The organism is Mycobacterium sp. 1245805.9, from assembly GCF_001672915.1.
Classification (GTDB): Bacteria; Actinomycetota; Actinomycetes; order Mycobacteriales; family Mycobacteriaceae; genus Mycobacterium.
The window spans coordinates 1-26,655 of sequence record NZ_LZKR01000183.1 but is presented as its reverse complement, the minus strand read 5'-3'; the positions used below and the strand labels follow the sequence as shown (position 1 = coordinate 26,655).

General features: G+C 68.8%; 31 protein-coding genes and 2 pseudogenes. 5 read left to right on the top strand and 28 right to left on the bottom strand.

Annotated elements, in window-relative coordinates:
- From A9X00_RS24695 to A9X00_RS24655, 9 genes and pseudogenes are all read right to left on the bottom strand, one after another.
- Window positions 1-183, bottom strand: a pseudogene (locus A9X00_RS24695) (hypothetical protein); the annotation flags it as partial.
- A gap of 74 nt (window positions 184-257) precedes the next feature.
- Window positions 258-632 carry an STAS/SEC14 domain-containing protein gene (locus tag A9X00_RS24690; protein ID WP_067159507.1) on the bottom strand — a complete coding sequence of 125 codons (375 nt, stop codon included), beginning with the start codon at window positions 630-632 and terminating at the stop codon, window positions 258-260.
- Window positions 629-1,513 (bottom strand): universal stress protein, encoded by an 885-nt coding sequence (locus A9X00_RS24685; RefSeq protein ID WP_067159504.1) that lies wholly within the window; start codon window positions 1,511-1,513, stop codon window positions 629-631. The genes A9X00_RS24690 and A9X00_RS24685 overlap by 4 nt, the downstream gene beginning before the upstream one ends.
- 107 nt (window positions 1,514-1,620) lie before the next feature.
- A complete protein-coding gene (locus A9X00_RS24680) occupies window positions 1,621-3,273 on the bottom strand; it encodes a GAF domain-containing sensor histidine kinase (RefSeq protein ID WP_067159515.1) in 1,653 nt (550 codons plus the stop codon).
- Window positions 3,274-3,509: 236 nt separating this feature from the next.
- Complete coding sequence (locus tag A9X00_RS24675) at window positions 3,510-4,181, bottom strand: response regulator transcription factor (protein ID WP_067159501.1); 672 nt, start codon at window positions 4,179-4,181, stop codon at window positions 3,510-3,512.
- 82 nt (window positions 4,182-4,263) lie between these two features.
- The gene (locus tag A9X00_RS24670; RefSeq protein WP_232006922.1) at window positions 4,264-5,085 is read right to left on the bottom strand and encodes a universal stress protein; all 822 of its coding nucleotides are present in this window, start codon (window positions 5,083-5,085) and stop codon (window positions 4,264-4,266) included.
- Between the two features lie 11 nt (window positions 5,086-5,096).
- Window positions 5,097-5,879 (bottom strand): universal stress protein, encoded by a 783-nt coding sequence (locus A9X00_RS24665; RefSeq protein ID WP_067159497.1) that lies wholly within the window; start codon window positions 5,877-5,879, stop codon window positions 5,097-5,099.
- A 75-nt stretch (window positions 5,880-5,954) separates the two neighbouring features.
- Window positions 5,955-6,932 carry a 1-phosphofructokinase family hexose kinase gene (locus A9X00_RS24660; protein WP_067159493.1) on the bottom strand — a complete coding sequence of 326 codons (978 nt, stop codon included), beginning with the start codon at window positions 6,930-6,932 and terminating at the stop codon, window positions 5,955-5,957.
- Window positions 6,933-6,947: 15 nt separating this feature from the next.
- Window positions 6,948-7,217: a DUF1918 domain-containing protein gene (locus A9X00_RS24655; protein WP_067159490.1), complete on the bottom strand. Its 270-nt coding sequence runs from the start codon at window positions 7,215-7,217 to the stop codon at window positions 6,948-6,950.
- A 252-nt stretch (window positions 7,218-7,469) separates the two neighbouring features.
- Here A9X00_RS24655 and A9X00_RS24650 point away from each other — a divergent pair, with 252 nt between their 5' ends.
- Both A9X00_RS24650 and A9X00_RS24645 read left to right on the top strand, forming a co-directional pair.
- Window positions 7,470-8,447 (top strand): NAD(P)H nitroreductase, encoded by a 978-nt coding sequence (locus tag A9X00_RS24650; protein WP_067159513.1) that lies wholly within the window; start codon window positions 7,470-7,472, stop codon window positions 8,445-8,447.
- Between the two features lie 60 nt (window positions 8,448-8,507).
- Complete coding sequence (locus tag A9X00_RS24645) at window positions 8,508-8,936, top strand: pyridoxamine 5'-phosphate oxidase family protein (protein WP_067159487.1); 429 nt, start codon at window positions 8,508-8,510, stop codon at window positions 8,934-8,936.
- Here A9X00_RS24645 and A9X00_RS24640 read toward each other — a convergent pair.
- The 10 genes from A9X00_RS24640 to A9X00_RS24595 form a co-directional block, all read right to left on the bottom strand.
- Window positions 8,858-9,388, bottom strand: coding sequence for a hydrogenase maturation protease (locus tag A9X00_RS24640; RefSeq protein ID WP_067159484.1), 531 nt, complete (start codon window positions 9,386-9,388; stop codon window positions 8,858-8,860). The two genes, A9X00_RS24645 and A9X00_RS24640, sit on opposite strands and share 79 nt — an antisense overlap.
- Window positions 9,385-10,677 carry a Ni/Fe hydrogenase subunit alpha gene (locus A9X00_RS24635; RefSeq protein WP_067159480.1) on the bottom strand — a complete coding sequence of 431 codons (1,293 nt, stop codon included), beginning with the start codon at window positions 10,675-10,677 and terminating at the stop codon, window positions 9,385-9,387. The genes A9X00_RS24640 and A9X00_RS24635 overlap by 4 nt, the downstream gene beginning before the upstream one ends.
- The gene (locus A9X00_RS24630) at window positions 10,674-11,432 is read right to left on the bottom strand and encodes an oxidoreductase (protein WP_067159477.1); all 759 of its coding nucleotides are present in this window, start codon (window positions 11,430-11,432) and stop codon (window positions 10,674-10,676) included. The genes A9X00_RS24635 and A9X00_RS24630 overlap by 4 nt, the downstream gene beginning before the upstream one ends.
- Window positions 11,433-12,269, bottom strand: coding sequence for an FAD/NAD(P)-binding protein (locus A9X00_RS24625; RefSeq protein WP_067159474.1), 837 nt, complete (start codon window positions 12,267-12,269; stop codon window positions 11,433-11,435).
- Entirely contained in the window at window positions 12,262-13,380 is a 1,119-nt protein-coding gene (locus A9X00_RS24620; protein ID WP_067159471.1) for a 4Fe-4S dicluster domain-containing protein, read from the bottom strand. The genes A9X00_RS24625 and A9X00_RS24620 overlap by 8 nt, the downstream gene beginning before the upstream one ends.
- A gap of 2 nt (window positions 13,381-13,382) precedes the next feature.
- A complete protein-coding gene (locus tag A9X00_RS24615) occupies window positions 13,383-14,360 on the bottom strand; it encodes a nitroreductase family protein (RefSeq protein WP_067159468.1) in 978 nt (325 codons plus the stop codon).
- Window positions 14,361-14,487: 127 nt separating this feature from the next.
- Window positions 14,488-14,712, bottom strand: a complete 225-nt coding sequence (locus A9X00_RS24610; RefSeq protein ID WP_067159465.1) for a hypothetical protein — start codon at window positions 14,710-14,712, stop codon at window positions 14,488-14,490.
- A gap of 98 nt (window positions 14,713-14,810) precedes the next feature.
- A complete protein-coding gene (locus A9X00_RS24605) occupies window positions 14,811-15,980 on the bottom strand; it encodes a cation:proton antiporter (RefSeq protein ID WP_067159462.1) in 1,170 nt (389 codons plus the stop codon).
- Window positions 15,981-16,074: 94 nt separating this feature from the next.
- Window positions 16,075-17,013 carry a phosphate signaling complex protein PhoU gene (gene phoU / locus A9X00_RS24600; protein WP_067159459.1) on the bottom strand — a complete coding sequence of 313 codons (939 nt, stop codon included), beginning with the start codon at window positions 17,011-17,013 and terminating at the stop codon, window positions 16,075-16,077.
- A gap of 91 nt (window positions 17,014-17,104) precedes the next feature.
- Entirely contained in the window at window positions 17,105-17,545 is a 441-nt protein-coding gene (locus A9X00_RS24595) for a cupin domain-containing protein (protein WP_067159456.1), read from the bottom strand.
- Window positions 17,546-17,650: 105 nt separating this feature from the next.
- Between A9X00_RS24595 and A9X00_RS24590 the strand changes: the two genes are divergently transcribed.
- Together A9X00_RS24590 and A9X00_RS24585 are read left to right on the top strand one after the other, a co-directional pair.
- A complete protein-coding gene (locus A9X00_RS24590; RefSeq protein ID WP_067159453.1) occupies window positions 17,651-18,040 on the top strand; it encodes a heme-binding protein in 390 nt (129 codons plus the stop codon).
- Window positions 18,041-18,054: 14 nt separating this feature from the next.
- Window positions 18,055-18,339 carry a hypothetical protein gene (locus A9X00_RS24585; RefSeq protein ID WP_156772274.1) on the top strand — a complete coding sequence of 95 codons (285 nt, stop codon included), beginning with the start codon at window positions 18,055-18,057 and terminating at the stop codon, window positions 18,337-18,339.
- Between the two features lie 14 nt (window positions 18,340-18,353).
- Here the strand turns inward: A9X00_RS24585 and A9X00_RS24580 are convergent, their stop codons facing one another.
- From A9X00_RS24580 to A9X00_RS24545, 8 genes are all read right to left on the bottom strand, one after another.
- Complete coding sequence (locus tag A9X00_RS24580) at window positions 18,354-20,642, bottom strand: acyltransferase family protein (protein WP_082975496.1); 2,289 nt, start codon at window positions 20,640-20,642, stop codon at window positions 18,354-18,356.
- Between the two features lie 76 nt (window positions 20,643-20,718).
- A complete protein-coding gene (locus tag A9X00_RS24575) occupies window positions 20,719-21,057 on the bottom strand; it encodes a hypothetical protein (RefSeq protein WP_067159447.1) in 339 nt (112 codons plus the stop codon).
- 165 nt (window positions 21,058-21,222) lie between these two features.
- The gene (locus A9X00_RS24570) at window positions 21,223-21,597 is read right to left on the bottom strand and encodes a DUF732 domain-containing protein (RefSeq protein WP_067159443.1); all 375 of its coding nucleotides are present in this window, start codon (window positions 21,595-21,597) and stop codon (window positions 21,223-21,225) included.
- Between the two features lie 329 nt (window positions 21,598-21,926).
- Entirely contained in the window at window positions 21,927-22,466 is a 540-nt protein-coding gene (locus A9X00_RS24565) for a MarR family winged helix-turn-helix transcriptional regulator (protein ID WP_369830790.1), read from the bottom strand.
- Window positions 22,467-22,507: 41 nt separating this feature from the next.
- A complete protein-coding gene (locus A9X00_RS24560; RefSeq protein WP_067159439.1) occupies window positions 22,508-23,449 on the bottom strand; it encodes an NADP-dependent oxidoreductase in 942 nt (313 codons plus the stop codon).
- A 115-nt stretch (window positions 23,450-23,564) separates the two neighbouring features.
- A complete protein-coding gene (locus A9X00_RS24555; RefSeq protein ID WP_067159436.1) occupies window positions 23,565-23,945 on the bottom strand; it encodes a DUF4267 domain-containing protein in 381 nt (126 codons plus the stop codon).
- A gap of 19 nt (window positions 23,946-23,964) precedes the next feature.
- Window positions 23,965-24,276, bottom strand: coding sequence for an NIPSNAP family protein (locus A9X00_RS24550; protein ID WP_067159434.1), 312 nt, complete (start codon window positions 24,274-24,276; stop codon window positions 23,965-23,967).
- 36 nt (window positions 24,277-24,312) lie between these two features.
- Window positions 24,313-24,789 (bottom strand): DUF1772 domain-containing protein, encoded by a 477-nt coding sequence (locus A9X00_RS24545; RefSeq protein WP_067159431.1) that lies wholly within the window; start codon window positions 24,787-24,789, stop codon window positions 24,313-24,315.
- 99 nt (window positions 24,790-24,888) lie between these two features.
- Between A9X00_RS24545 and A9X00_RS24540 the strand changes: the two genes are divergently transcribed.
- Window positions 24,889-25,479 carry a TetR/AcrR family transcriptional regulator gene (locus A9X00_RS24540; protein ID WP_067159428.1) on the top strand — a complete coding sequence of 197 codons (591 nt, stop codon included), beginning with the start codon at window positions 24,889-24,891 and terminating at the stop codon, window positions 25,477-25,479.
- A gap of 751 nt (window positions 25,480-26,230) precedes the next feature.
- Here the strand turns inward: A9X00_RS24540 and A9X00_RS32605 are convergent.
- Window positions 26,231-26,655, bottom strand: a pseudogene (locus A9X00_RS32605) (hypothetical protein); the annotation flags it as partial.

Below are 26,655 nucleotides of genomic sequence, written 5' to 3'. Positions count from 1 at the left end.
GAGTTGATTGATCAGCTCGTGTTGGGGGGCGCGCAGCCGACGCGCCGCGCGTTCCAGCTGTTCGAGGGCGGCCAGTCGTTCCGGGGTGGTCAGCACGTCAAAGGACAAGTCGCACAACCGCTTCAGGGCGCCGTTGAACGCGTCGAAACCCTCGACGATCTCCTCACGACCACTCGAACCCATGCCTCAAATCGTAGGAACGGCCACCGACAAGAAACCCCGATTTGTGACCACTGAAACCAAAGTGACACAAGGGATTACGAAGTGGCGGCGGCCCATTCCTTCGCGCGGTCAAGCTCGTCGAGCCCGAACACGGCGAGCTCGCCGGGCATCATCCACGCCACCGCGTGCATGACGTGGCCGACCCAGTCCTTGTCGGACACCACGGCGATCCGCTTGAAGTCGGAGTAATGCGTGAAAAGCGCGCCGAACCCCAGCTTGAGGTCCTCGGCGAAGCCGCCCGGCCCGAAGCCCTCGTAATCGGGCGCGATGACCTCGACGATCCTGATCTCGCCGTCCTGCAACATTTTTTCCATCTCGGGCTTGAAGTGGCGCAGCTCGTTGCCACGCAGCCGGCCCGACACCCGGATTCCGGTCACGCCCTGCGGCATGTCCTCCAGCAGTTCGATCATCGATTCTCCTCACGGACAACAATCACGGGAACTTCCGCCGATTGCGCCACGGCGGAGCTGACCGACCCGAGCAGCATCCCGGGAAATCCGCCGCGTCCGCGGCTGCCGACCACCACCAGCTGGGCGTGCTCGGACTCCTTGAGCAGCCAGTGGGATGGCTTGTCGCAGAAGAGCAATCGCTCGACGTGCACATCCGGGTACCGTTCCTGCCAGCCGGCCAGGCGCTCGGCGAGGATCTCCTGCCCTTCGCGCTCGCGGTCGCGCCAGTCCATCCCCAGCACCGGAAACACCCCGACGTCGCTCCACACGTGCAGCGCGCGCAGCCCGACGCCGCGGCGCGACGCCTCGTCGAAGGCCAGCGCCGTCGCCGCCTCCGACGCGGGCGATCCGTCGATGCCCAGCAGCACCGGGGCGTCGGCGACGGTCGCGGCGTCGGAGCGGATGACCGCGACCGGGCAGTGCGCGTAGTGCACCAGTCCCGTGGTGACCGAGCCCAAGAGCAGGCGGCCCACCGCGCCCAGGCCCTGGCTGCCGGCGACGACCATCCACGCGTCCTTGGAGGCCTCGACCAGGGCCGGCACCAGGCCGGAATACACCACCTCGGTGCGTATTTCGGGCGCCTGCGCCCCCGCCAGGGCGGCGGTCAGCGTCTTGCGGGCCTGATCGATGACGTGCCGTGCGTCGTCGTGTTGCCACTCGGGCATCTCGTCATACAGCTGGCCCACCGGCCAGCCGACGACCACCGGTGCGACGGCGTGCATCAACGTGAGCGGCAGCTTGCGCATGGTGGCCTCGCTCGCGCCCCAAGCGACTGCGGCGTCGGATGCCGGCGACCCGTCGACGCAGACCAGCATCCCGTATTTGCCTGTCAATTCGGACATTTCGCATCCTCGATCTCGACGTCACGGACCGACTGGTACTCGCTCATGATCCACAACGCTATTCGCCGGTGGGCACCGCGCGGCAGGGCCGTTAGACCCCAGCCGTGTCACCCCTCCGTCAGCGGGGCGATCCAGTGCACCCGCGTGCCACCCTCGGGTGGATTGGTGATCTCGCAGGTGCCGCCGAGCTGTTCGGCGCGGTATTTCATGTTGGCCAGCCCACTGTTGCGCGCGTTGTCGGCGGGGATGCCGCAGCCGTTGTCGGTGACGTCGAGGATGAACATGTCGGCGACATCGACCTCGACGGTCAGCCGCGACGCACCGGAGTGGCGAAGGCAGTTGCTGACGGCCTCGGTGGTGACCGCCTCGGCGTGCTCGGCGAGCGCGCCGCTCACCGCGGTCATCGGCCCGTGCAGGCGAATTGTGGTCACGAGTCCGCGATTTTCGGTGAGGTCGGCGACCACCTGTTGGATGCGCCGGCGGAAGTCGGCGCCCTTTCCCAGCGGTGATTTGAGCTGGAAGATCGTCGTTCGGATCTCCTCGATGATGGTCTGCAGGTCGTCGAGGGTGCGGTTGAGCCGCTCGGCCACCTCCGGGGAACGGGCCCGGGCAAGCGTGCCCTGCAGGTCCATGCCGGTGGCGAACAGCCGCTGGATGACGTGGTCGTGCAGGTCGTGGGCGATGCGCTCGCGCTCGGCGACGATGGTCAGCTGGCGCGAGTCGTCCCGCGCCGCCGCCAGGACCAGGGCTATGGCGGCGTGGGTGGCGAAATCGCTGACCAGGTCGAGGTAGCTCTCGTCGAACGGCGGCTGGTCGGCGCCGCGGGCGATCGCGATGACGCCGGCGACTTCGTCGTCGGTTCGTAGCGGCATCAGGATCGCGGGGCGCTGCCCCACATCGGTGAACGCCTGGATGGGGTACCGCAACGAATCGGTGATCAGGGGTTCGCCGGAACGGAAGACCTCGCCACTCGTGGAGCCGTCCACCGGGACCTGGCGGCCCAGCACGTCGTCGGCGTGGTGCCCCACCGCGGCGGACACCACCAACGTGTCGACTTCGTCGTACGGGAGGTCCGCGTCGGCCGGGACGAGCACGATCGCCTGTTCGGCGTCGGTCAGGGTGCGCGCGCTTTCGGCGATCAACTGCAGCGGACGCCGGTGGGGCTCGGCGGTGGACAGCAAGGCGGTCGTGATCTCCCGACTCGCCTCCATCCACTTCACCGATAACCGCTCACGCTCGAAAAGTTGGGCGTTGTCGATGGTGGCCGCCGCGGCGAACGCGAGCGCGCGGGCGGCGACCTCGTCGGCCTCGGAGAACACCAGTGCCGGGTCGACGTGGGTCAGGTAGATGTTGCCGAAGACGATGCCGCGGATGGTGATCGGCACCGCGAGGAAGGCCCGCATGGGTGGGTGGTGCTCGGGGAACCCGGCGGCGGCCGGGTGCGCGGTCAGGTCGTCCACGCGCAGGGCCGGCGTGTCCAGGAGCGACAGGCTCAGCAGGCCCTTGCCCACCGGCAGGGGTCCGATGCGTTCGACGGTCTCGAGGTCCATGCCTTCGTGGATGAACCTCAGCAGGGTGCCGTCCGGGTCGCGGATGGCGAGCGCGCCGTACGGGGCGGAGGTCAACTCCCTGGCCGCGGCGATGATCCGGTGCAACGTCGCGTCGAGGTCGTCGACGTCCGCGCCGATCTCGACGAAGACGCGCAGCAGGTGCTCCATTTGATCGCGCGCCGCCAGCAACTCGTCCAGCTGCGCGTGCATCCTGCTGACCAGGCCACGCTGGCCTAGCCCGGCTAATGCCGAGTCGCGTTCGTCGCCGCCGGCCACCCGACCTCATACCTCCACGACAACTTGGCACAGAGGCAGCTTGCGTCGGCAAACAGCGAGTATCTACGGAACGCGAGATGCCGCAGCCAGCTTAACCCGAAGAGGTCGGGCACCCAACCTAGCGAGCCGCGCGCCGGAGCCGCCGTCAGCAAAGCGGTCCGGGCTGCCGGCTAGCCCCGGGGCGGGTCTGTCGACGCGGACGGCCTGCCGGACCGCTGGTCCAGCTTGGAGGCGAACACCGCCGCCTGCGTCCGGCGCTCCATGCCCAGTTTGGCCAGCAACCGCGACACGTAGTTCTTCACCGTCTTCTCCGCGAGAAACATCCGCGCGGCGATCTGCCTGTTGGTCAAGCCTTCACTGAGCAGGCCGAGCAGGGTTCGCTCCTGTTCGGTCAGCCCGGAGAGCGGGTCCTCGCGTTCCGTCGTCCCGCGAAGCTTTGCCATCAGCGCGGCGGCGGCGCGGTTGTCCAGGAGGGATTTGCCGGCGCCGACCTCTTTGATCGCGTGGGCCAGCTCCATGCCTTTGATGTCCTTGACGACGTAGCCGCTGGCGCCGGCCAGGATCGCCTCCAGCATCGCCTCGTCGGAGGTGAACGACGTCAACATCAGGCACCGCAGATCCGGGTGATCGGACACCAGGTCGCGGCACAGTTCGATGCCATTGCCGTCGGGAAGGCGCACATCGAGCACCGCGACGTCGGGCTGCAAGGCCGGTATTCGCGCCTTCGCCTCCGACACGGAACCCGCTTCGCCGACGATTTCCAGTTCGGGATCCGACGCGAGCAGATCGGCAAGACCGCGCCGCACGACCTCATGGTCGTCGACGAGGAAGACCTTGACCATCAGGAGCCCTTTCTGAAACGACTGAGTTTCAATATCGCACGTTTTCATTACCGCCCGCCTCATAGGTGCTGCTGATTGACGACTAACAGCGAACAGTCGGCGTCCTGCAGTACCGCGCTGCCGGCCGGTCCGACGAGCTCCCCAGCTGCCGACGGTCGCGGGCGCCGGCGATCACCAGCCCCACCGAGCCGCGGTTGTAGGCCAGATACTCGAGCAGGCCGCCGTGCACGGCCACCGACTCCACCCGCAGCTCCGGATACTGCCGCGTCCAGCGGGCCAGCCGACGATCCAGGTCGGCGAGCGCCCGGCGATCGCCTTCCGGACCGTCCGGCCCCTTGTCGTCCGGCGCCATCCGGTGGCAGATGATCGCCCGGATGGCGGCGTTGCGCAGCCGGGCCTCCGCGGCGGCGGCGCCCAGCAGCACGCCGTTGTCCGGCGACCCGTCCAGCTCGACGACGATCCCGTCCGGGTGGTCCGGGTGGTACGGGTGGTAGTGGCGAGCGCGAATTATGCCCACCGGGCAGCGCGCCGACATCGCCAAGGCCGCGGCGGTGGAACCCACCCGGCCCGGTTGGAAGTGACGCAGTCCGACCGCGCCGACGCACACCATGGCCGCTGCCGCCGACGCGCCGATCAAGCAGCCGATCGCCGGGCCGCGGACCACCTCGGTTTCGATCTTTACCGGCCTGCCCGCGGCCTCAATTGCCTTGACCGCCTGGCGAATCGCCGCGTGGCCGGCGGCCGGCTCACTTTCGTGCGGGTCATCCTGCCCGGTGGCGCACACCAGGCGCAGCGGGGCGTCACGATGCACCGCCTCGTCGACCGCCCAGAGCGCCGCCCGTATCGCCGCCTTCGAGCCGTCGATGCCGACCACGATCGACTGCGGCATAGCCAATTCGTTCACGGCCCGGTCCTCTAATGGCGAACCACGAGCACGGAACAGTCGGGATAGCCCACGATCGGATGGCAGTTCGGCGTGACCAGCCCGGCGATCTCGAGGGCGTCGGCGCTGCCGACGACAGCCAATTGGGGAGCCAATTGGGTGGCGCTGCCCTGTCTCTCGCCGATTTTCGCCCCGGTGCCCGTGGCGACCGTCTGTACCTGTACGTCCGGATAGCGCCTGACCCAGCTGTTCAGTCGCCGATCGATCTGTCGCACGGTGGCGTGGCGGCGCCGCCCCTGCTCCATGGCCTGGTGCACGACTTCGTCGTTGTCCGGGTCGTCGTTGAGCACGACGGCGATGACGCCGAGCTCGGTCGGCGAGCCGTCGGGATTGGTGCGGATGATCGCGACCGGGCATTGCGCTTCGGCGACCAGCGTGGTGGCGGCCGGCCCCAGCAAGCCGTCGGACGCCCAGCCGCGCCTGGAGGTGCCCACGCAAATCAGTGCCGCATCGCGCGATTCTTCGACCAGCACTTTGCCGGGATCGCCTGAGCGGATTGCCGTTTCGACCTCGACCGGCCTTTTCGCCTGTTGGACGGCGCACTCCGCCTGGGACAGCGCGATCTCGGCGCGCTCCAGCTCCCACTCAGACAGTTGCGGGGAGCTGGTGTGTGCCTGCGGGCGGGGAATGACATAGACGAGGCGCATCGGGAGTTGCCGGCTCAGTGCCTCATCGATCGTCCACTTGGCGGCGTTGACCGCGGCTTGTGAGCCGTTGACGCCCACGACCACCGACTTGGCGTCCAGCTGGTTCATGTCGGCTCCCGGTTGATTCGACTCCTCAGAATCAGGTTATTGCCGCGCCGCTCGTTACAGAGGGGTCGTTAGGCCTTATCTGGACAGCCGTTCGTCATCTGCGAGGTCGCACGGTTCCGCCGATTGGGCGAACAGCTTCTCCACGTCTGCGCGAAGGCAGGCCGCGGTCCCGGGCGTCAACAGCATCGCCGCACCCGCCGCGATGCCCAGCCGAACGGACTTGACCAGCGGCCAGCCCCGAGAGAGTCCGACCGTGATAGCCGCGGCCATCGCATCGCCGGCCCCCACGCCGCTCCCGCCGGGCATCCGAATCGCCGAAAAGCGCTGGCTGGCATGGGCCGTCGCGAGGAGCGCACCCTTCGAGCCCAGGGACACCAGCACCGCTTCCGCGCGACCGCCGTCGACGAGTTCGCGTGCGGCGGCGAGTTGTTCGGCCTCGCTTTCCAGTGGGCGGCCGACGCATTCACGCAGCTCTCGCACGCTGGCCTTGAGCAGGAACACGCCGGAGGAGACGTGCCGCAGGCCGCCGCCGGAGGTGTCCAGGATCAGGCGGGCTCCCACGTGCCGACACATGTCGGCGACCCGCTGATAGAAGTCGGTGGTCACGCCCGGCGGCAGGCTACCGCTCGCCACCACGAATTCCGCCGACTTCGCCGCCATCCGCAGCTGTTCGAGGCAGTGCGCCTGTTCGCGCAGCGTCAGTTGTGGCCCCGGCAGGACGAAGCGGTACTGGCGGCCGGTGCTGTTCTCGTTGACGGTGAAGCTCTCGCGCGTGGCCGCGGCGATTGGAACTTGCCAAAAGGGCACCCCCTCGTCGGCGAGCAGCCTCGCGACCAGGGCGCCCGTCGTCCCGCCGGCCGGGAAAACCGCCAGCACCGGCCCGCCGAGCTCGTGCGCGATGTGCGCGACGTTGATGCCGCCGCCCCCCGCGTCGTAACGGGTGTCGGCGCAGCGCAATTTGTCGGTCGGGCGCACCACGTCGACACTTGTCGTGATGTCGAGCGCCGGGTTCATGGTCAGCGTGACGATTTGCGGTGCACTTAGCGTCTGCATTGTCGGTGACTCCTGCTAACGGCCGTGTGCCCGGTCCGCGATGGCGGCCTGCACCACGGCGAACCGTGACCGGGCCCGCTGGTCGGCGGCCTCCTGTTCGGCGGGCGTGACGACGATCGCGTCGGGGCCCGGAAACACGGTCGCCTCCTCGTCGGTGTCCAGCCATCGAACCCCGTATGGCGGCTCACCGTCGCGCGAGGGCACCGCGGTGATCAATCCCCGCAGATCTCGATGCCCGACCGCGCCGCTCTTGATCACCAGCCAGTCCCCGACGTTGGCCTTCATTGCTCGCTCCTAGGTCGAAGAGGCTGGGCAATAATCGAATTGGCGATTCGAGCCTCAGGCATGCGCACGGCGCCCGCCAGGGTCCTTGGTCCCGAGCCTCACGTCATTGGACCCCGGTGCAATTGCCGGTGGCCCAAAGGACTTTTGGCCTACCAACGGTCCCCGCCGGCCGGGTACAACGACCCTGGCCAGCAGCCGGGTTACGGCCTAACGTCGATGGTGAAGCGAAGCCTCGGCAAGGAATTGACGGCCATGAAATCGACGGTGGACACGCAGACCCTCAGACAAGCGGTGCAGCTCGCGTGCCGGGCTCCGTCGGTGCACAACAGCCAGCCGTGGCGGTGGGTCGCCGAAGGCGGGGCCTTGCGACTGTTCGTCGACCGTGACCGAACGGTGCCGGGCACCGACCCTTCCGGCCGGGAGGCGATCCTCAGCTGTGGTGCCGCGCTCGATCACCTTCGGGTCGCCATGCTCGCCGCGGGTTGGGGCGCGGAGGTCGAACGGTTTCCCAATCCCAACGACCCGGATCATTTGGCGTCTGTGGAATTTCATGCCGTCGAGCACGTCACGCGCGCGCAGCGTGACCGCGCCAACGCGATCCTGCACCGCCGAACCGACCGGCTCCCGATGGGGCAGCCCACGTACTGGGAGCTCTTCGAACCGGTGCTACGGAGCACGTTCGACGAGAGCCTGGTGACGCTCGACGTGCTGCGCGACGACGAGCGACCCGCGCTGGTCAAGGCGTCTCAGCTCACCGAAGCGCTTCGCCGAGACGACGCGTCGTATCACGCCGAACTCGAATGGTGGACTTCGCCGTTCGCGGCGAACGAGGGTGTGCCGCCGAGCGCGCTGTTGTCCGGCAAGGAAATTGGCCGCGTGGACGTGGCGCGGGAATTCCCGGCCAGGACCGACCAGGATCGGCGCCCCGAGGTCGCGGTGGACTGGTCGAAGATCATGGTGCTGTCCACCCCCGAAGACACCAGGGCGGACGTGCTGCGCTGCGGCGAAGTGTTGTCGAACGTGCTGCTCGAATGCACGATGGCGTTCCTCGCGACCTGCACGCTGACCCACCTGATCGAGCTGGACGAAAGCCGCGACGTCGTGCGCGGTCTGCTGGACCACGACGGCCAGCCGCAGGTGCTGATTCGCGCCGGAACAACGCCGCCGATGGAAGCGGTTCCGGCGCCAACCCCCAGGCGTGCGCCGGAGGACGTGCTGCGGATTCGTTAGCTACGCTTGCCTGAACGGCCAAGCAGCTCAATGACTTTGACTATCGCAGAAGGGCGGCTGATGTCCATAACCGATGATGGCGTGACGATCCTGCCGGAGCACGAATGCTGGGAGCTGATGTCCGGCATTGCCCTGGGACGACTGGTCACCAGCGTCGACGGCCTGCCCGAGATCTTCCCCGTCAACTTCGTGGTCCAGCACAAGTCGATTCTGTTTCGCACGGCGGAGGGCACCAAGCTGGTCAGCACCGCGATCAACAACCGTGTGCTGTTCGAGGTCGACGAACACAACGTCGCGGAGGGCTGGAGCGTGATCGTCAGGGGCAGGGCCCGATCGCTGCGCACCGACGAGCAGATCCAGGAAGCCGAACGCGCGCAACTGCTGCCGTGGGTGCCCTCCGAGAAGACGCACTACGTGCGGGTGCTTCCCGACTTGGTCACCGGCCGCCGGTTCCGCTTCGGGCCGCCTCTGCTGGGCGACCGCGCTTGAGTGAGCTCGGCCAGCACCAGTCGCAGCACTTCCGGCACCGCCCGCGCGACCGGGGGCGTCAAACCGGTCCCATGACCGACGTCGGCGACTTCCACCGTCAACAGCACCAGTTCGTCGGGCACGCGCCCGAGCGCCTCACCCAGCGCGTGCGTGCGCACGATATCGATGCTGTGCGAACTCAATCCGCCACTCACCGCGACGTCGCTCAGGCCGCAGCGCCGGACGCGGCCCGGCGTCGGCGGCGTCCCGACCGCGGCGTCGATCACCACCGCGAGTGCGGCGCCCGACCACGCCTCGAGCAGGCCCGTCGGCTCGGCGATGTCGGCCACGACGCGAACCGCGGGCAGCGCCAACCGGTTCAGCTCGGCGGCCACGGCGACGCCGACACCGTCGTCGCCGCGGTAGCGGTTGCCCAGGCCGATAACGACGATCCCGCCCGACGCGGCCGTCATCCCCGTTGCACCGTCAGCGTCAAGAAGTGCGCGGAACACGAGATGCACGGGTCGTAGCTGCGAATCAGCTGCTCGCACAGCGCGGTCAGCGTCGCGTCGTCGAGGGCGAGGTTGCCGGAAACCAGGTTGGCCAGGTCGGCCTCGATGGCCGCCTGGTTCTGCGAGGTGGGCGGGACGATGGTCGCCGCCGAAACCAGCCCGTCCTCGCCGATGCGGTAGCCGTGGTACAGCAGGCCGCGGGGCGCCTCGCTGACGCCGTGGCCGACGCCGGCGCGCGCCGGGACATCGACGAACGGTCGAGCCGGACGCTGGTATTCGTCGATGATCCGCAACGCCTCCTCGATCGCGTAGACCACCTCGACCGCGCGGACGATGATGCTGCGGAACGGGTTTCGGCATTCGGTCGACAGGCCGGCCTGCGCGGCGGCCTGCGCCGCGACGGGTGAGAGCGCCGAGGAGTTCAGCGAGTACCGTGCGAGGGGCCCGGTCAGGTGGCGGCCGCCGTCGAGCGTCGCGTGCAGGGCAGTGGAGTGGGGCACCTGGGACTCGACGACGTGCTCGGTGAACGCGGCGACGGGAAACGGCGGGCCGGCGCTGCGCGCGATGGCACCGTTCTCGATCGGGTACCGGCCGGGCGCCGTGAGGGCCAGGAACTCGTGGTCCAGCTCGAGGTCGGGGAACTCGAAGCGCGACACCCAGTCGACGGTCTCCAGCGCGTCGTCCAGCGCCTGGCGCAACCGCTCTTCGAGCGGCGCGAAGTCCGATCGCATTGGCACCGAATAGAATCCGCCCAGCCGCACGTTGACAGGGTGGATCGCGCGCCCGCCGACGAACTCCATCAGCTGGTTGCCCACCTTCTTCAGCGACAACCCGCGCTCGACGTCGCGCGCGTGGTCGCGCGCCATGCCGATGATGTCGGGGTAGCCAAGGAAGTCCGGCGCGTGCAGCAGGTAGATGTGCAGGACGTGGCTGTGGATCCATTCGCCGCAGTACAGCAGGCGGCGCAGCTCGACGAGCTCCGCGTCCACCTCCACGCCGCAGGCGTCTTCGATGGCGTTGCACGCGCTGACCTGATAGGCGACCGGGCAGATGCCGCACACCCGCGCGGTCAGGTCGGGCGGCTCGGTGTGGGCGCGCCCACGCAGGAACGCCTCGAAGAACCGGGGCGGCTCATAGATGTTCAGCTCGACGCTTTCCAGCCGCCCGTCCTTGAGCGCGACACGCAGCGCGCCTTCGCCCTCGACGCGCGTCAGCGTGCCCACGGTCAACGTGCGGGTGGACGGGTTCACTGATTGCTCCGTTCGGCGGAGAAGGCGGTCACGTTGAAGGTCGAGAACACGCGGTCGACCGCGCCGTCGGACATGCCGTCGCGGCGCAGCAGCGGGATCAGCGTCGCGGTCCGCGGCGCCGCCGACGGGCCGAAACAGCCGTAACAGCCGCGATGGTGCCGGGGGCACAGCGCACCGCAGCCCGCATGGGTGACCGGGCCGAGGCACGGAATCCCTTCCGAGACAACGACGCACGTGACGCCGCGAAGCTTGCACTCGGTGCACACCGTCTTGGCCGGGATCTGGGGCTTGCGCCCGATCAGCAGGGCCGCAAGGGTGTCCAGCAGCTGACCGCGGTCGATCGGGCAGCCGGGCAGCTGGTAGTCGACCTTGACGTGCGCCGACGCCGGCGTGGAGGTCGCCAGCGTGTCGACGTACTCCGGTTTGGCGTAGACGACGGAGGCGAACTCGGCGACGTCGGCGAAGTTGCGCAGCGCCTGCACTCCCCCGGCCGTCGCACACGCGCCGATGGTGACGAGAACCTTTGACTGCTCGCGGATCTCGCGGATGCGCTGCTCGTCGTGGCGGGTGGTGACCGACCCTTCGACCAGCGACACGTCGTACGGTCCGCCGACCATTGCGCTGGAGGCCTCGGCGAACGTCGCGATCTCCACCTGGTCGGCCAGGGTGAGCAGTTCGTCCTCGCAGTCCAGCAGGGTGAGCTGACAACCGTCGCAGGAGGCGAACTTCCACACGGCCAGTGTGGTCGGGCTCATCTACAGCTCCTTCACCGAAAGCAGCGGGCCGGCGACGTCGTAGCCGACGACCGGGCCGTCGCGGCACAGCAGCAGCGGACCCAGCTGGCAGTGGCCGCACCACCCGATTCCGCATTGCATGTTGCGTTCGAGGGAGACCCGAATATCCTGGGCGGCAACGCCTTTCGCCAGCAGCGACTCCGCGCCGAACCGTAGCATGGGCTCAGGCCCGCACAGGAAGGCGGTGGTGTTATCGGGGTCCAGCGCAAGCCGGTGCAGCGGCTCGGTGACCAGGCCGACCTCGCCCCGCCAGCCCTGGACCGGGACGTCGACCGTGACGTGCAGTTCGATCTGCGGGTCGTCGGCCCACTTTTCGAGCTGTTCGGCGAACACGAAGTCCGCCCGCGAGCGCGCGCCGACGACGAGTGTCACCTTGCCGTAGCGCGATCGCCCGGCCAGCGCGCCCAGCACCGCCGGGCGCAGCGGGCACAGCCCCACGCCGCCGGCGACCAGGACCAGGTCGCGCCCGACGGCTTCCTCTAGTCCCCAGGTGGTGCCGAAGGGACCGCGGACACCGATGACGCTGCCCGGTTCGGCGTTGTGCAGGGCCCGGCTCACCGCGCCGACCGCGCGGATGGTGTGGGTGATCGAGCCGTCGGTCACGGTGGGGTCACCGCTGATCGAGATCGCGGCCTCGCCCACGCCGAATGCGTAGAGCATCATGAACTCCCCCGGCAGCGGGGTCCGCAGCGACTCGCCGACGGGCTCGAGGCACAGCGTCGCCGAATCGGGGCTTTCGACGATGCGGCTGCGCACCCGGTAGGGCACCGGCGCCATCGCCGATGCCGGCTCACTCATCGCTCGCCATCTTGTTCATCTCCGCGGTGATGTCGATGCCCGTGGGGCACCAGGCGATGCACCGGCCGCAGCCGACGCAGCCCGACGTGCCGAACTGGTCGTGCCAGGTGCTCAGCTTGTGCGTCAGCCAATGCCGGTAGCGCGAGGCGCCGGACTGGCGCACGCTGCCGCCGCCGTGGACGTAGGTGAAGTCGAACTCGAAGCACGACGCCCAGTGCCGCCAGCGCTCGGCGTGCTCGCCGGTGAGGTCGCTGACGTCCTCGGTGGTGGTGCAAAAGCAGGTCGGGCACACCATCGTGCAGTTGCCACACGTCAGGCAGCGGCTGGCGACCTCGTCCCACTGCGGTGATTCGCGCGAGGCGATCAGCAGCTGCCGCAGGTCCGTGTCGGGCATCCGGCGGCCCATGTGATGGGCGGCCTCCTCGACATCGGCACGCGCGGAGGCGATTTCGTCATCGCCGGCGACCCGGTGGGCCAGCGCGGCGAGCACGTCGGCGCCTTCCTCGCTGCCGACGTCGACCAGGTACCACGGCGCGTCTCCGTCGAGGCGCTCCGTCAGGGCCAAGTCGTAGCCCGGCCCGGCCGCGGGGCCGGTGCCCATCGACGCGCAGAAGCACAGCCCGCCCGGCTCCGTGCAGTTCACCGCGACCACGAAGGCCCGCCGCCGCCGGTTGACGAAGGAGCTGTCCGGATACTCGGGGCGGCCGAGCACCCCGTCGAGGGTGGCGATCGCCGCCAGGTCACAGCCGCGCACGCCGAGGAACGCGTAGCGCGGCGGTGGCCCGTCGGGTTCGTCCTCGCTGGTCCCGTCCCGGGTGCCGGCCCAGAGCCGCTGTCGCGGGGGGTGCAGGAATTGCTTCCACGACTGCGGCCCGGCCGAGTGCCCGAACGCGGCGGCGTCGTCGCGGCGGCGCACCCGATAATGCCCCGGAGCCACGTCGACGCCCCAGCCGCGCGGCAGGTCGTCCGCGGACTGCAGCTCCGCCAGCACGATCGCGTTGTCCCGCAGCGTCGGACCGACCACGCGGTAGCCCCGCTCGATCAGCACCTCGACCAGCCGGTGCAGTCCGGCAGCGTCGAACGACGCGACCTGGCTTGCGCCGCTTGCCATCCTTACTCGTTCACCCAGTCGACGAACTCGGTCAGCTCCCGCCGCGGCGTCGCCGGCAGCGGGTCGGCGTTGATCGGCGCCCAGCCCACCCGGAGCAGCATCTGCGGAAAGTTTCCGCCGCCGAAGATATCGGAGCGAACCAGCTCGCGGGTGCCGGGGATCTCCAGGGGTTCGGTGACCGGGCAACTGGCCAATCCCATCGACGTCGCGGTCAGGAGCACGACGCTGGTGGCCTCGCCGGCGCGCAGCTGCGCCAGCCGGTCGTCGGCCCGCGTTCCCAGCGCAAGCACCACGGCGTTGTCCTCCGCGGACGACGATTCGGGCGCCTGCGGCAGCGTCGGGCCGGCGAAGAACCGGCCGGGTATCTTCGCCGCGGGGTCCGAGGCCGGCGTGCTGCGCGCGGGCACGCCGGCCACCGACGCGTAGCGCCCGCTCCACGCCGTCAGCTCGGCGAGGTAGTCGCGATTGAAGTGCTGCGCAACGGATTCGGCGACGATCTCGTTCAGCTTGTCGAGGTCCTCGACCTGGCAGAGCGTCACGCCGTTCCGGGCGGCCCGAGCGGCCATCAGCGCGATGTCCCCGATCGGGACCGGCCAGGAGCTGTAGTGGCGACGGTCGGTGCGGCGCCGCGGTATCGCCGCGGCGAGCGCGATGTCGACCGCGTCGGCCGGGTACGGCGACAACTCGATCGCGGCAAGGTGATTGGGGTCGTCCGGATTCGGCAGCCGGGTCACCTTTGACAGCCAACCGACGGCGGCGAAGGCGACGACGCAGTGATGCAGGGCGGTGCCGCAACTCAGGATCAGGTCCCGGCCGTCCGGGTCGGTGTTGGGCAGCTGGCGTTCGGCGTCCGCGTACAGGTGCAGGCTCGCGTCGTCGACGCGCCACCGCCACGGTTGGGTGTTGTGCACCGAGGGCGCCCGGCCCGCCAGGGTCAGGACGGTCCGGACCGTGCCGGCATCCGGAAAGCGCGCGTTCATCGCTCTGGTTCCCTTCGGTGAAGCTTCGTCAGGTCCACGATCGCGTAGTCGGACGGGGGCCTGCGAGAGGAGGACGGCACTAGGCAGAAGGACTTTGTGCCAATTCCCGGGCCGGACATGACTAGTCCTAGGCCGCGATGACGGCCACGTCGACGGATAACTGGTCGCCGACCGTGCGGGCCGCCGCCCAATCGCCGACGCGGACCGCACGTTCGAGGTCGTCGGCGAGCGGGCTGTCCGCGCCCAGCTCGGCGAGCCAGGCCGCCACCACATGTGCGATCTCGTGACCGGGCACCGCGACGGTGCGACCCTGGTGCAGGCAATCGGTGACGCGATACAAACGATTCCTCATGACAGCCCCCTAGATCGGCCTAAGGTTTCATCCGACCACTGAGCCGCGTGGGCTCGTAGGGCCGAATGGACCCGGCCGGAAGTGCTTCGGTCCCTTCGTCACCCAGCCCGCTTTGCGGCCGGCCGGCCGCGCGCCGCCAGCGCACCCGCGAGCGAGGTGCCCGCGATCGTCAGCAGGGCGCCGAACATCAATGCCGAGGCTTCGCCCGGGACGAGGAGGTGTTCCTCGCCTCCGATGGTGGCCGCGGCCACCGGCACGCCGAGCTGCGCGGCGGACAGCGCCGCCAGCGTCAGCGGCTGGCCGAGCAGCCTGCCCGCGCAATGTGCCAGCACGGCGCCCAGCCCCAGGCCGAGCCCGAGCAGGATGAGCCTCGGGTGCGCGCCCAGCTCGCGCACCTGCAGCGAGGCGCCCAGCCAGACGAAGAACAGCGGACTGAAGAATCCCTCGGTGATGCCGAACAGCTGGCGCGCCAGCCTTCGCGGTTCGCCGACCAAAGCGATCACCAAGCCTAATGCGAAGCCCGCCAGCATGATCGACACGTGGGTGCTGGATGCCAGCGCCGCCAGTGCGAACAGCACGACCAGGTTGGTGCGCAATTCCAGTGCGAACCGCTGCTTTTCGGAGTATTTGTGCAGGCGCTGACGCCAGCCCTTGCGGTCGGCCGCGTGCAGGATGACAAACATCACCACCGCGCAGGCTGCGACCGCCAGCCCGCCGAGCGCCGCGACCGGCGCCCGCCGCAGGTCAATAACCAACGGCAGCAACACAATACATGCGGCGTCGGCGATGGCGATCTGCACGGTCACCGACAGCACGTCGGGTCCCCGCAACCGCAGCGAATCGATCACCGGCAAGGCCAGCGCCGCCGACGAGGACGCCATCAGTACCGCGTAGAGCGCGGCGTGGCCGGTGCCGAACGCCTCCCCCAGCCCGACACCGAGAAGCGCTGCGGCGGCGCCCACCGTGACCGCGCGCAGCAGCGCCCGCGGCGCCGCCGAGCGCAACGCGGGATCTCGGATCGGAACGTGGGTGCCCACGACGAACATCACCAGCGCGAAGCCGATGTTGGCGAGCAGCTGAAAGGTTGGGTTGGCGTCGTCGACGACGCCGAGGCCGGTCTTGCCGACGACGAGCCCCGCGGCCAGCTCGCCGATGATCACCGGGATCCGCAGGCGCGGCACCGACGCCAGCAGCGGGCCGGCGAAACCGATCGCGGCCAGCAGCGCCAGGGTGTGGAGGCCGAACCCGTGCACGTCAGCGGCCCTCATCCATCGGCATCACGTCATTTTGCATTGATGGCCGGCGCCGGCAGGCAATAGCGCCCGGAGAGTCCCGCGACGGCTTTTCCGCGTTTTTCCGTACCTAGGCCGGAAATTCGTCGCTGACCGGCCAGCCACGCATCTCGAGGTGTCGCTTGACGCGTTCGACCTCCTCGGGTGCGGGCATTTGGTCCGTAAGTTTGCTGATCATGACCCGGATCGTCGTCGCGTCCACTGGCACGTCGCCGTGCTCGACGAGCTCGGCCGCGATCTGCATGACCTCCCCATCGGACAAACGCCGACGCAGGAGCGCGAGCAACGGGAAGGTGTCAGTCGCCGGAATCCCCGCGGGGTAGCCGGCGCGCAGGAACGCCACGATCCGTGCGATGGCGCCGGAAACAGACATCGACTCTCCTCGGGCCTGGAATATGACTCGGCGCCCGATCGCGACGGCGTGATCGGCGAAGCGTTCGTAGTATCGGCCGAGCAGGGTGACGTCGACGGTGGCGGCCACGCTGTGGTTCCACGGCTTGTCAATCATCAAGCTGAACAGCTGGCGGTGCAGCTCGTCCATCAGGTCGTCGTCGCGTTGCATTCGCGCAGCCGCCACCGGGTCTCGGGATCGCACGACGTGTCCGGCGACGTCGCTGAGATCGACGGCGATGCGACCCATTTCGGCGAAGTGACCGATCGCCTCCTCGGGCAATGCGCACGCGGGGTAACGACGGCGTGCGATGTCTGCCACGTGCGATGCCAAAGCACCCATGCGCTCGGCATCGGCGATGTTCTTGAGGTCGCCGATGACCACTCGAAGGTCGCCGGCCACTGGGGCTTGAAGCGCCAACAGCGCCAAAGCCTTCCGCTGGGCGCAGAAGCCGTGCCGCCTGATCTTGTCGTGGTCGTTGAGGACACATCCGGCGAGCGACACGTCGGCGTGCAGCACCGCGTGCGTGGCACGCTGCATCGCACCGGCGGCCCGCGCGCACATGTCGGCGACGGAGGCCGTCAGGGCCTCCAATTGCAGATGGAATGCGGTGCGCATGTGCGCACACAATAAGGCGGCCGTTGCTGCGCGACAACGGCTTTGGCTCCTGACAGCACTCGTTGCCAAACTCGGCCCGCGCCGAACGTGCTCAGGCGAAGTCGCAGCCGGGGTTGGGTGCGCTGTCGGAGGTGGGCGCTCCAGCCGGATCGATGTAGGTCACGTCGAGGACCAATGGCGTCGTGCCCAGGTTCCGGGCGAGGTGAACGTGCTCTGGGCCCGTCGGATCGGTGATGGCGGCCCCCGGGCCGTAGACACCGTCTTGCTGACAGTCCGACCCGTAGTGCGTCAACACGCCGGACTTGATGACGCCATAGATCTCGCCCTGGTGCGTGTGCCAGCCGGTGCTCCCGTTGGGCGAAACCGTTATCTCGCTGACGATGTAATCCTTGCCGCCGACGGTTTGCTTCGACAAGGTCACCGCGCTGACCCCGATCGGCGGCGTCGCGTGTGCCGGCGCGGGCGCCACGACGGCCACGCACACCCCCGCCGCAGACACCAATCCGGCGGCCCGCGCGTGTAAACGGTTCATTGCGTTCCTTCCGGTCGGCGCCTTAGGACATTAGCGGAACCGAGGCGCCCTTCCGGAAGCGGTGAGGGTGGCAGAAGATGGTCTATGCGCAGGAAGGAGCCAGCCATGTCTCACCCAACCTCCATTCGGCGCCGGCTGGTCGTCGGTGCGATCGGCGCCGGCGCACTCGCCGGCACGCTATTCGCTACCTCGGGGACCGCCGCGGCCGATCCGCCACCCCGGCCGGCTGACTGCACCGCCGGGGACGTTGCACGTGTCGCGTCCGGTGTCGCGGCGTCGCTGTCGACCTACCTGTTCACCCACCCCGACGTGAACGGCTTCTACACCGGCCTTCAGGATCGGCCGAAAGATCAGATCCGCGACGACGTGCAGAACTACTTCAACGCCAACCCGCAAGAGCAAGCCGACCTCGAGAACATCCGTCAGCCGCTGGTCGACATTAGGCAACGTTGCCAGTGGACTCCGCTGCTCGGCGAGAGCGGCGCCACCCCCTAGCGAAGGAGATCGCGATGAAACTGTGGGCGCGGTCTTGGACCGCCGCGGGGGTCACGGTGTTGGCCCTCACGGCGATCCCGGAAATCTACGCCGTCGTACAGCCCTCGGCCGCGGCCAACGCCGACGTCTGCGCGAGCGTCGGTCGGCGCGTTTCGGTGAGCGGGTGCACCAATGTCGCCGACACCGTCGGAACTTATGCCCCGCCGCCGGGCGACTATGCGCCTCTGCCGCAAGACTTTCCGCCGCCGAGTGTCTGCGTCGGGGCGGGCCGGCGAATTCATGTGAGCGGCTGCACCTAGACGCGGTGTGGGCGTCAGCCCCCGGCGAGCGCGCGGTCGGCCAGGGCCGCGATGGCCGGCGCCAACATCCGGGAGTATTCGAGCGTCAGGTGACCCGCATCGACGTAGACCAGGGTGTTGCCGACGATGACAGGGCAGCGCTTCAGGGTGCAGAACAGTTCGGAGAGGTCCGCGTACTGCCCGCCGCCCGCCTTGACGGCGGCCTCCTCGGCCGCCATGCCGGGCCGGTCGAACGCGTACGACATCGGCGGCGAGCATGCCGTCGCGTCGTCGAGGTGCTCGGACAGGCAGCCCGGCACCGAGGTGGTGAGGTGTGGGAGCGGCCCGAGCACCAGCACCTTGGCGCCGGTCTCGCGCAGTTGACGCACCAGGCGGGTCAGGCCGTCGTTCCAGGCCGGGTCGTATGAGGTGAAGCCCGAGCGGAATCCGTTGCTGTGGGTGGCGGTGTACCCGCGGAACACGCTCACCATGACGAGCGCCGGGTGTTCGGCACGCAGCCGGTCCATGACCTGACCGCGCCACTGCCCGCAGCGCTGGATGGATTCAACCAGCGGGCTGACAAGCGGGTTGGCGATGGGCAGGTCCATCATCGGGCAGGCCGCCTTGGCCATGGCTTCGAGTCGCCAGGGCCGCTGCGCGCCGATCTGCTGGAACGCCGGAATCCACATCGACGAATGCGAATCGCCGACCATGGCCACCGTCGTCTTGGACTTGACGTCGCCCATCGCGCACTCGGGCTGCCCGGATTGGAAGGGTGCGCGCAGGCAGCCGTTGAACAACATGGCCCCGATTTCGCCCGCCGCGTCGCCGACCGACGGCTTCAGGTTCGATGGCACGGCCTTCAGGTCGGCCGATGCCGCGACCGCGGCTTGTACCTGCGCGAACACGTTCTGCACCGCCGCGTCGTAGGCCTCGAGGTCGGTTCCCGTCGGGACGGGCCCGGCAGTGATGGTCAGTGGCGCCGCCTGTGCGCCGTGCGCGACCGCGACGGGCATCGGCAGTGACGACACCCACATCAGCAACGCCACGCCCACACACGCCGCCGCCGACGTGGCGAACCCGCCAACCGCCAGGCTTTTCGCCGGGGACTTGCGCAGGACAGCGGCGTAGCGCAACGGGTTCTCGATGAAACGCAGGGTGAGCCACCCCAGCCCGCCGGAGACGACGACCGCCGCCACGAACCTGCCGACCAGCCCCAGCGGATGGCCCACGATGATCGGTGCGAACACCAACACCGGCCAATGCCACAGGTACCAGGAGTAGGACAGCCGCCCGATCGCCCGCATCGGGGACCAGCCCAGGACCCGCCCCGCGCCCCGGTTCGGCGTCGAACAGCCGGCGCCGAGCACCAGCGCGGTGCCCAGGACGGGCAACAGGGCGGCGGTACCGGGATAGGGAATGTCCGGGGTGAAAACGACGCAGGCCCACAGCACCATGGCCGTCCCGACCCATCCCGTGATGACCGCGGCTCGCGCCGGAAGCCGGCTCCAGTACTCGGCCGTCAGGGCCACCAAGGCCCCGAGTGCCAACTGCCACGCCCTGGTGAAGAGCGAAAAGTACGCCGCGAGCGGCATCACGTAGGTGATCAGCAGCGACAGCGCGAAAGACACGGTCGCGATCACCGTCACGAGCGCCAGGTACGGCCTCTTCGACACGGGCGCGTCGGTCTTCGCGCGCCGGCGCAGGCGCCGGATCAGCCACGCCGTGCCGACGATCAGCGGCGGCCACAACAGGTAGAACTGTTCCTCCACGCCCAACGTCCAATAGTGCTGGAACGGCGAGGGCGTGCCGCCGGCGAAATAGTCGACCTGCTGGGCGATGAACCAGAAGTTCGGGACGTACAACGCGCAGGCGATGGCGTCCTTCAGGGCGCTTTGGGCCTGCACCACGGGCAGCAAGAGGGCCGCGGCGATCGCGGTGACGACGCCCACCGTGGCCGATACGGGCAGCAGCCGGCGGGCCCGGGCCCCATAGAACTTACGCAGTCCGATGGTGCCGGTGGTGCTCACCTGGCGCCAGAGCTGCCCGGTGATGACGAAGCCCGAGATTTCGAAGAAGATGTCGGGACCGACGAAACCGCCGCTGACACCGGGCATGGAGATGTGAAAGCCGAGGATGGCCAACAGCGTGAAGCCACGCAAGCCCTCGATATCGTCGCGGAATCCGGTCTCCGCCGGCCGCTGAGCCCGCACTTGTTCGATGGGGCGAACGGTGTCGGCCTGGCGCGTGGTCACCGGCCTATGGTCCCAGAGGAGGTCCCATCGGGCAGGAAAATGGCCACCGGAGTCTCCTCCGAGGGCCATTTCCGCTAGTAGCTGTCAAATTGACTTGGTCACACGCCGAGCAAGTGGGGTCGAGCGGCCACGTTGCCTGGATGCGTTAACTGGCGGCGCCCCAAACAAGCAGTGACTGCGGATCTGCTGGGTCCACCTTGACGTTGATCCGGGCCCCCTCGGAGATGCCGTTGAGGGTCACATCGTGCATCGACTGCGATACCCGCACCTGGTAATCAGCCCCGTCGGCCGGGTGAACGGTGAGCTCGAAATCGATTTGGTGCCCACCGCCGAGCTGGGTACCCGTCTCGCGCATCGAGTCCACCGTGGCCGGCGTCAGCACACCAGACTGGTTCAGCCTCATGATCTTGTCGCGCGTAGCCGCCTGGCCCACCGGGTTCATCGCCTGCATGGCGGTGCCCTTCAGCTTGTCCATAAATCCCATGTCGCCTGCTCCTTATCTCGGAAAGCCTGTTCGTTTCTCGCAGTACGACTAGACACCGCTCGCGCAGCTACCGATCCCAACATGTCGCCGAGCACGAAAATGGACCCCGGGCGCGTCTCAAGCGCCGACCGGCGTTATCGCTTTTGCGCTCACATCATCGGGGGCTCACATCATTGGGGGAAAGGGCAGTAGCCAGATCACCGAAGGATCGACAGAGCCCCGGTATTGCGGGCAGTAGGCCGCCACCGAGGCGCCGACGAAGAAGCCGGCATCCCGCCTTGACGAGATGTTCAGCTGCGGGTCGTTCATCACCTTGAGCGCCAAGACGCTCGTGTCTTGGCCCTTGTCAAGTGCGGCGCACACCGCACGCCCATGCGCAATCACGGTGTCGCGGCCGCCGGTGTCGATCCCGTAGTTGTCCAGCGCCGCGACGAACGCATCATCGCTCGGGTCCGCCGACGCTGGTGCTGCGGGAATCAGCGCGGTGGCGGACAGCAGCAGCGCGCAGAGTTTCCACCACTTCGCGGGACTGGCGTTCATGGGGCGTCGCGGCCTCCTGTCTGTACGGGCGACAAACGCTTAGGAATCCGGGATCAGCGGACCCAGTGGGACGGAGGGGGCGTCAACAATCCCAGGCGGGAGATCAGGCCCGGGCGGCTTGGAGGGTTTCGGGCGCGTCGGCGCCGGGGACGGAGACGTCGGCTCTTAAACCGCCACGCCTGCACCGAGTCCCACGGCGCCCCAACTTAGCGCGCCGGATGCGACCGCCACAGCGATGAGTTCTTTGAGCTTCAGCGCACCTCTCCCAGTCTCGATAGCCCACCCACAGCTCAGCCTCCGGCCTCCTTGGACGACTAGGGCCAAACGGCTCAACCTCGGACGGGCGGCCCACCACCCTCGCGGGCGTTTCGACGGCGCGGGGCGGCGGAGCGCGGCGGCCGAGCACGCATGTGGTCGCGGGCGCGGCTCATCACCTCCCCCAGGGTGCGGACGTCGCGATCGGACAGCGAGTCGAACAGCAGGTCGCGCACGACCTCGATGTGGCCGGGCAAGACCGTGGCGACCCGGGTGCGGCCCGCCTCGGTGATGCTGACGACGGTGGCGCGCTGGTCGTCCGTCGAGCCCGCCCGGCTGATAAGGCCTTCCTTCTCCAGCAGTCCGGCCTGGTGCGTCAGGCCGGAGCGGCTGTACACCACCCCATCGGCCAGCTCGGTCATCGTCAGGGGGCGCTCGGCGTCGGCGAGTTTGGCCAGGATCTCGAATTGCACGTAGCTGAGGCCCCCGGCGGCCTGTAACTGCTCCCGCACCGCGTACTGCAGCAGGCTGACCGCCTCCATCAGCGCGAAGTAGGTCCGCAGCTGTTCCGGGTTGAGGGCCTTGACCACGCCTCGAGCGTAGTGCTTCGACATCGAAGTTCCACCGGCTCGAGGCGTGGCCTCGGATGCGGGGCCTACGCGGTGGGGATGAGCAGGGTCTTGCCGTGCAGGCGGCCGGAGTCGGAGTCCTCGTGCACCGCCGCGGCCTGCTCGAGCGGGCGGCGGTCGGCGACCTCGATGCGCAGTTGCCCGTCGTCGACGCGACGGACCAGCCCGGCGAGCTGGGCGGCGTCACTGCGGACGAAGACCCGCTGTGTGCGCACCCCGCGGCCCGGGCTCTGCGGCCCGAAAACCATTGTGCCGACATGGAAACCGCCGTCGGCGACCACGCCGATCAGGGCTTCGGTCTGCTCGTCGGTGGTGCTGATGAGGTTGAGCACCACGTCGAACGGTGCACCCTCGACGTCGATCGGCGAGCGGGTGTAGTCGATGTAGTCGACGATGCGGTCCGCGCCCAGGCCGCGCAGCCGCTCGGCGTCGCGCGCCTTGGCGGTCGCGGTGACGACGGCTCCGGCCTGTTTGGCCAACTGGACGGCGTAGCCGCCGACCGCACCCGAGGCGCCGTTGATCAGGACCGACTGACCACCGGCCAGCCCGGCGATCTCGAACAGGGCCTGCCAGGCGGTCAACGCGGGTACCGGCAACGCCGCGGCATCGGCCAGCGACACCGACGTCGGGGCGGCGGCCAGCGATTCGGCCGGCACGACGGCGTACTCGGCGGCGGCGCCGTCGGCGTCCAGCGGCAGGAACGCCACCACGGCGTCGCCGACGCTCCAGCCCGCCACGCCCCCGCCGAACTCGGCGATGGTCCCCGCCACGTCGACGCCGGGAATGTGCGGGAAGTCGATCTTGTACACCTCGGCCAGGTAGCCGCCGCGGATACCGGCGTCCACCGGATTGAACGAGGTGGCGGCGACCTGCACCAGCACCTGCCCCGGGCCCGGCGCCGGGCGCGGGGCCTCCTCGACTCGCAGCACGTCGCTGCCGCCGTACTCGTGATACCGCAATGCCTTCATGGTGTTCCTCCTCCGTTGATTGCTTCGAGTTCGAAGCAGTTACGCCGCGTACAACTCGCTTCGATGTCGAAGCAATTCCCCGGAGTTATGTGATCGCCGTCATAGCGCCCGAGGCTCAGGAGACGAGCAGCAGCGCGGTGGTGGCGAGCATGACGGCGGCGGTGGCACCGTGGACGCCCCACGTGATCGACTTGGACCCGCCGTTGCGCAGGACGATCGCCGCATCGACGAGCGGGATGACGGTGGCGGCCAAGATCGCCCAGCCGACCAGGTGGGTAGCGCCGGCGATCATCAGGACGGCGACGATCAGGCCGCAGGCGATGTCGCGCACGCCCTTGGCGCTCAGGTAGGCGCCCGCGCCCGGTTGATCCAGGTCGGGCAGCACGCCGTAGCCGGCCGCGGCGACGCGTGGTGCGACGAGGAACCGTGCGCCGATGAAGACGATGGCCGCGGCGAGCAGCCCGGCGAGGACATAGCCGATGGTGGTGGTGGTCATGTCGAGCGCTCCTGGTTCGTCAGTGAATTGGTGAAAACGGTGTCGGGTCAAGCAATGTCGTCTGAACGTCGACGATGTCGTCGACGTCGAAGCCGACCATGTCGGCGGCGAATTCCGGGCTGGCCATGATGCGCCGCGTGAGGTCGTCCGGGTCGGCATCCGGTGGGTAACCGATCAGCGCGACGAGCCGGCTGGCACCATGCTCCGTCCAGACCCCGTGGGTGGTGACCCCGAACGTCGGGAAGGTTTCGAGGTGGCGGGCCCAGTGCACCGTCGCGTACTGCCGCAGGGCTTCGGGCGATCGCAGGGTGTAGATCCTGAGCTGAAACATCGAAACCTTGCTCCTCGCAGTGGGATTCGGCCGGCGTCAGATCATCAACACCGCGCACAGGGCGGCCACGGCCAGGCCCTGCAGCGACGCGCGAGCGTTGATGATCGAGTCCCACTTCGTTTGCAGCGCACGCCCGTTCGGCAGCGGCCGGCCCGCGTCGGCGGCCGCCGTCATCTGCCGGTTGATGGGTGCGCTCACCCGGGTGTACAGCGCGAGCCAGATCAACAGCAGGACCAGCGCGGTGCCCGCCGCGATCGCCTGCGGCCACTGCGCGCCGACCGCGGCCAGGACCGCGCTTGCCGCGGCGGCCACGATCCCGAGCACTCCGGGCAGCGGCATGCGCCCGTCCCCGTACCGGTGCACGCGCCCCATGACCGCGACCAGGGCGGCGTCGTCGACCGACGCCAGGGCCGGTCGCATCACCACCGCGCAGAACACGTCGGTGCCGTAGACCACCGCGGTGCCCAGCACGGCGATCAGCGCGGCGGCCCGGGTGATGTCGTGCAGATCCATGGCGCAACTCCCCTCATCCGTAAGTGTTAGCAACGCTAACCCGCGTCGGCAAGCGCGTCAATAGCATTGCTAGTTTTTCTAGCCGTGATATCTTTGGGCATGCCCATCGAGGATCGTCGCGAGCGCGATCGGGCCGCTCGCCGCCGGCTGATCGTCGGAACCGCGCGCAGGCTGGCCGAGGCCGAGGGCTGGGACGCCGTCACGACCCGGCGGCTGTCCACCGAGATCGAGTACAGCCAGCCGGTGCTGTACAAGCACTTCGCGGGCATGGAACAGATCGCCGATGCCGTCGCCCTCGACGGGTTCGCCGAGCTCGCCGAGGTGATCCGGGCCGCCCATTCCGACACCGACGCGGCCAGCGACACCCTGACCCGGATCGCCCGCGCCTACCTGGATTTCGCACGCGACAACCCGGCCGTCTACGACGCGATGTTCACCCGCGCGACCACCCTGCGCTTCGCCGCCCAGGACACACCGCCCCAACTGACGGCGGCCTTCGACGCGTTGCACCAAGCGGTCGGCGCGGTCGCCGGCGACCAGGACGCCGACACGCTCACCGAGGTTTTCTGGGCCGCGCTACACGGACTGGTCACCCTCGGCCGGACCGGACGATTGCGCCCCGACCACGAGGCGGAACGTCTGCAATTGCTCGTCAACGAGTTCACCAGTGGACGAGGAACGACGCAATGAAAAATGGCTCCCGGAAAGCCTTCCGGGAGAAGGCTGCTGGCGTGCCAGTCGGTGCCGCTGCCCGATGCGCGAGCACTTCAGCGCCACTATGGCGAGGCCAGGGAATCCGTTTATTGTGGAACGATCGATTTCGCCGCCCGAAGGAGCCGCCGACGGCCAACAGAGGCAAGACCCCGCCGACCGACCCGCTCACACCTGGCGAACGCCGTGCGATGCGGATAGCGGTCGGCGTTGTCGTCGGTGCTATTGCTGCCGGCTCGGCGGCGTGGGTATTGACCGACCACTCGTCGGATCCCTACGACCGATCGGGTGACGGCTGCGTGAATGTCACGTTCGCGAGTTCGATGGGCGGCGCACTCCAGCACGCATGTGGTACGGCCGCGCGTGACTGGTGTCGCGCCGTCTACGCGCAACATGACGCCCACGCTGAAGCGGTTCAGGCTCAATGTCGCGTCGCGGGGATTCTGCCGTAGGGCAGCGCCGGCGCGTGACCAGCGCACCCGCGACGACCCGCAGCCGGTGGCCGTGATCGAAACTATGGGCTCCGAACCGTGGCCATCCCATACACAAAACCAGCACTGCTGCCAGTGTGAAACCGGTTGTGCTGCCTTGTGTTTCAGCATCCAGTGCGTGACGGTTCGTGCACGTCAGCGGGCCGTTTTTCGTACTTATACGTCAGTGTGTGTTTGCGGGTGATCCGAAGTCGCAGGACGCAGTTAGGACACGCCGAGCGGATGTTCGTGGGCTGAGGTTAGCCGGACTGGCCAGACTGGCCTGTGGTGCCGTTGCCGGCCAGGCCGGTGCCGCCATTACCGCCGGGGCCGCCGTGTCCGCCGGTGCTGATCAGCCCGGGGCCGCCGCCGTCACCGCCGTCTCCGCCGTCTCCGCCGTGACCGGTCGGAGAGTTGCCGCCGGCCCCGCCGGTACCGCCGTCACCGCCAGTACCGATGCCGATCACCTGGCCGCCGGCGCCGGCCGCCCCGCCGGCCCCGCCGGTGTCTCCGGTACTGGGTTCGCTGCCGGTCACGGCGCCGGAGTCGCCGCCGGCACCGCCAGCGCCACCATGACCGCCGCTGACGCCGATCATGTCGCTCCCGCCGGCGCCACCGGTGCCGCCATTGCCGCCGCTGTCCCCGGCGAATCCGCTGGCGCCGGCCGCCCCGGGCGCACCGGCCC

Coding starts and splice junctions, on each gene's coding strand:
- A9X00_RS24595 (WP_067159456.1), bottom strand. CDS start 17,545: ATGAACCGTTTACACGCGCGGGCCGCCGGATTGGTGTCTGCGGCGGGG.
- A9X00_RS24555 (WP_067159436.1), bottom strand. CDS start 23,945: ATGACCACCACCACCATCGGCTATGTCCTCGCCGGGCTGCTCGCCGCG.
- A9X00_RS24645 (WP_067159487.1), top strand. CDS start 8,508: ATGTCCATAACCGATGATGGCGTGACGATCCTGCCGGAGCACGAATGC.
- A9X00_RS24615 (WP_067159468.1), bottom strand. CDS start 14,360: ATGAACGCGCGCTTTCCGGATGCCGGCACGGTCCGGACCGTCCTGACC.
- A9X00_RS24540 (WP_067159428.1), top strand. CDS start 24,889: ATGCCCATCGAGGATCGTCGCGAGCGCGATCGGGCCGCTCGCCGCCGG.
- A9X00_RS24650 (WP_067159513.1), top strand. CDS start 7,470: ATGAAATCGACGGTGGACACGCAGACCCTCAGACAAGCGGTGCAGCTC.
- A9X00_RS24655 (WP_067159490.1), bottom strand. CDS start 7,217: ATGAAGGCCAACGTCGGGGACTGGCTGGTGATCAAGAGCGGCGCGGTC.
- A9X00_RS24680 (WP_067159515.1), bottom strand. CDS start 3,273: ATGCACGCGCAGCTGGACGAGTTGCTGGCGGCGCGCGATCAAATGGAG.
- A9X00_RS24560 (WP_067159439.1), bottom strand. CDS start 23,449: ATGAAGGCATTGCGGTATCACGAGTACGGCGGCAGCGACGTGCTGCGA.
- A9X00_RS24610 (WP_067159465.1), bottom strand. CDS start 14,712: ATGAGGAATCGTTTGTATCGCGTCACCGATTGCCTGCACCAGGGTCGC.
- A9X00_RS24570 (WP_067159443.1), bottom strand. CDS start 21,597: ATGAACGCCAGTCCCGCGAAGTGGTGGAAACTCTGCGCGCTGCTGCTG.
- A9X00_RS24690 (WP_067159507.1), bottom strand. CDS start 632: ATGATCGAACTGCTGGAGGACATGCCGCAGGGCGTGACCGGAATCCGG.
- A9X00_RS24565 (WP_369830790.1), bottom strand. CDS start 22,466: ATGTCGAAGCACTACGCTCGAGGCGTGGTCAAGGCCCTCAACCCGGAA.
- A9X00_RS24575 (WP_067159447.1), bottom strand. CDS start 21,057: ATGGGATTTATGGACAAGCTGAAGGGCACCGCCATGCAGGCGATGAAC.
- A9X00_RS24550 (WP_067159434.1), bottom strand. CDS start 24,276: ATGTTTCAGCTCAGGATCTACACCCTGCGATCGCCCGAAGCCCTGCGG.
- A9X00_RS24605 (WP_067159462.1), bottom strand. CDS start 15,980: ATGAGGGCCGCTGACGTGCACGGGTTCGGCCTCCACACCCTGGCGCTG.
- A9X00_RS24675 (WP_067159501.1), bottom strand. CDS start 4,181: ATGGTCAAGGTCTTCCTCGTCGACGACCATGAGGTCGTGCGGCGCGGT.
- A9X00_RS24625 (WP_067159474.1), bottom strand. CDS start 12,269: ATGAGTGAGCCGGCATCGGCGATGGCGCCGGTGCCCTACCGGGTGCGC.
- A9X00_RS24665 (WP_067159497.1), bottom strand. CDS start 5,879: ATGAACCAGCTGGACGCCAAGTCGGTGGTCGTGGGCGTCAACGGCTCA.
- A9X00_RS24590 (WP_067159453.1), top strand. CDS start 17,651: ATGTCTCACCCAACCTCCATTCGGCGCCGGCTGGTCGTCGGTGCGATC.
- A9X00_RS24685 (WP_067159504.1), bottom strand. CDS start 1,513: ATGTCCGAATTGACAGGCAAATACGGGATGCTGGTCTGCGTCGACGGG.
- phoU (WP_067159459.1), bottom strand. CDS start 17,013: ATGCGCACCGCATTCCATCTGCAATTGGAGGCCCTGACGGCCTCCGTC.
- A9X00_RS24545 (WP_067159431.1), bottom strand. CDS start 24,789: ATGGATCTGCACGACATCACCCGGGCCGCCGCGCTGATCGCCGTGCTG.
- A9X00_RS24620 (WP_067159471.1), bottom strand. CDS start 13,380: ATGGCAAGCGGCGCAAGCCAGGTCGCGTCGTTCGACGCTGCCGGACTG.
- A9X00_RS24585 (WP_156772274.1), top strand. CDS start 18,055: ATGAAACTGTGGGCGCGGTCTTGGACCGCCGCGGGGGTCACGGTGTTG.
- A9X00_RS24580 (WP_082975496.1), bottom strand. CDS start 20,642: ATGGCCCTCGGAGGAGACTCCGGTGGCCATTTTCCTGCCCGATGGGAC.
- A9X00_RS24630 (WP_067159477.1), bottom strand. CDS start 11,432: ATGAGCCCGACCACACTGGCCGTGTGGAAGTTCGCCTCCTGCGACGGT.
- A9X00_RS24640 (WP_067159484.1), bottom strand. CDS start 9,388: ATGACGGCCGCGTCGGGCGGGATCGTCGTTATCGGCCTGGGCAACCGC.
- A9X00_RS24660 (WP_067159493.1), bottom strand. CDS start 6,932: ATGCAGACGCTAAGTGCACCGCAAATCGTCACGCTGACCATGAACCCG.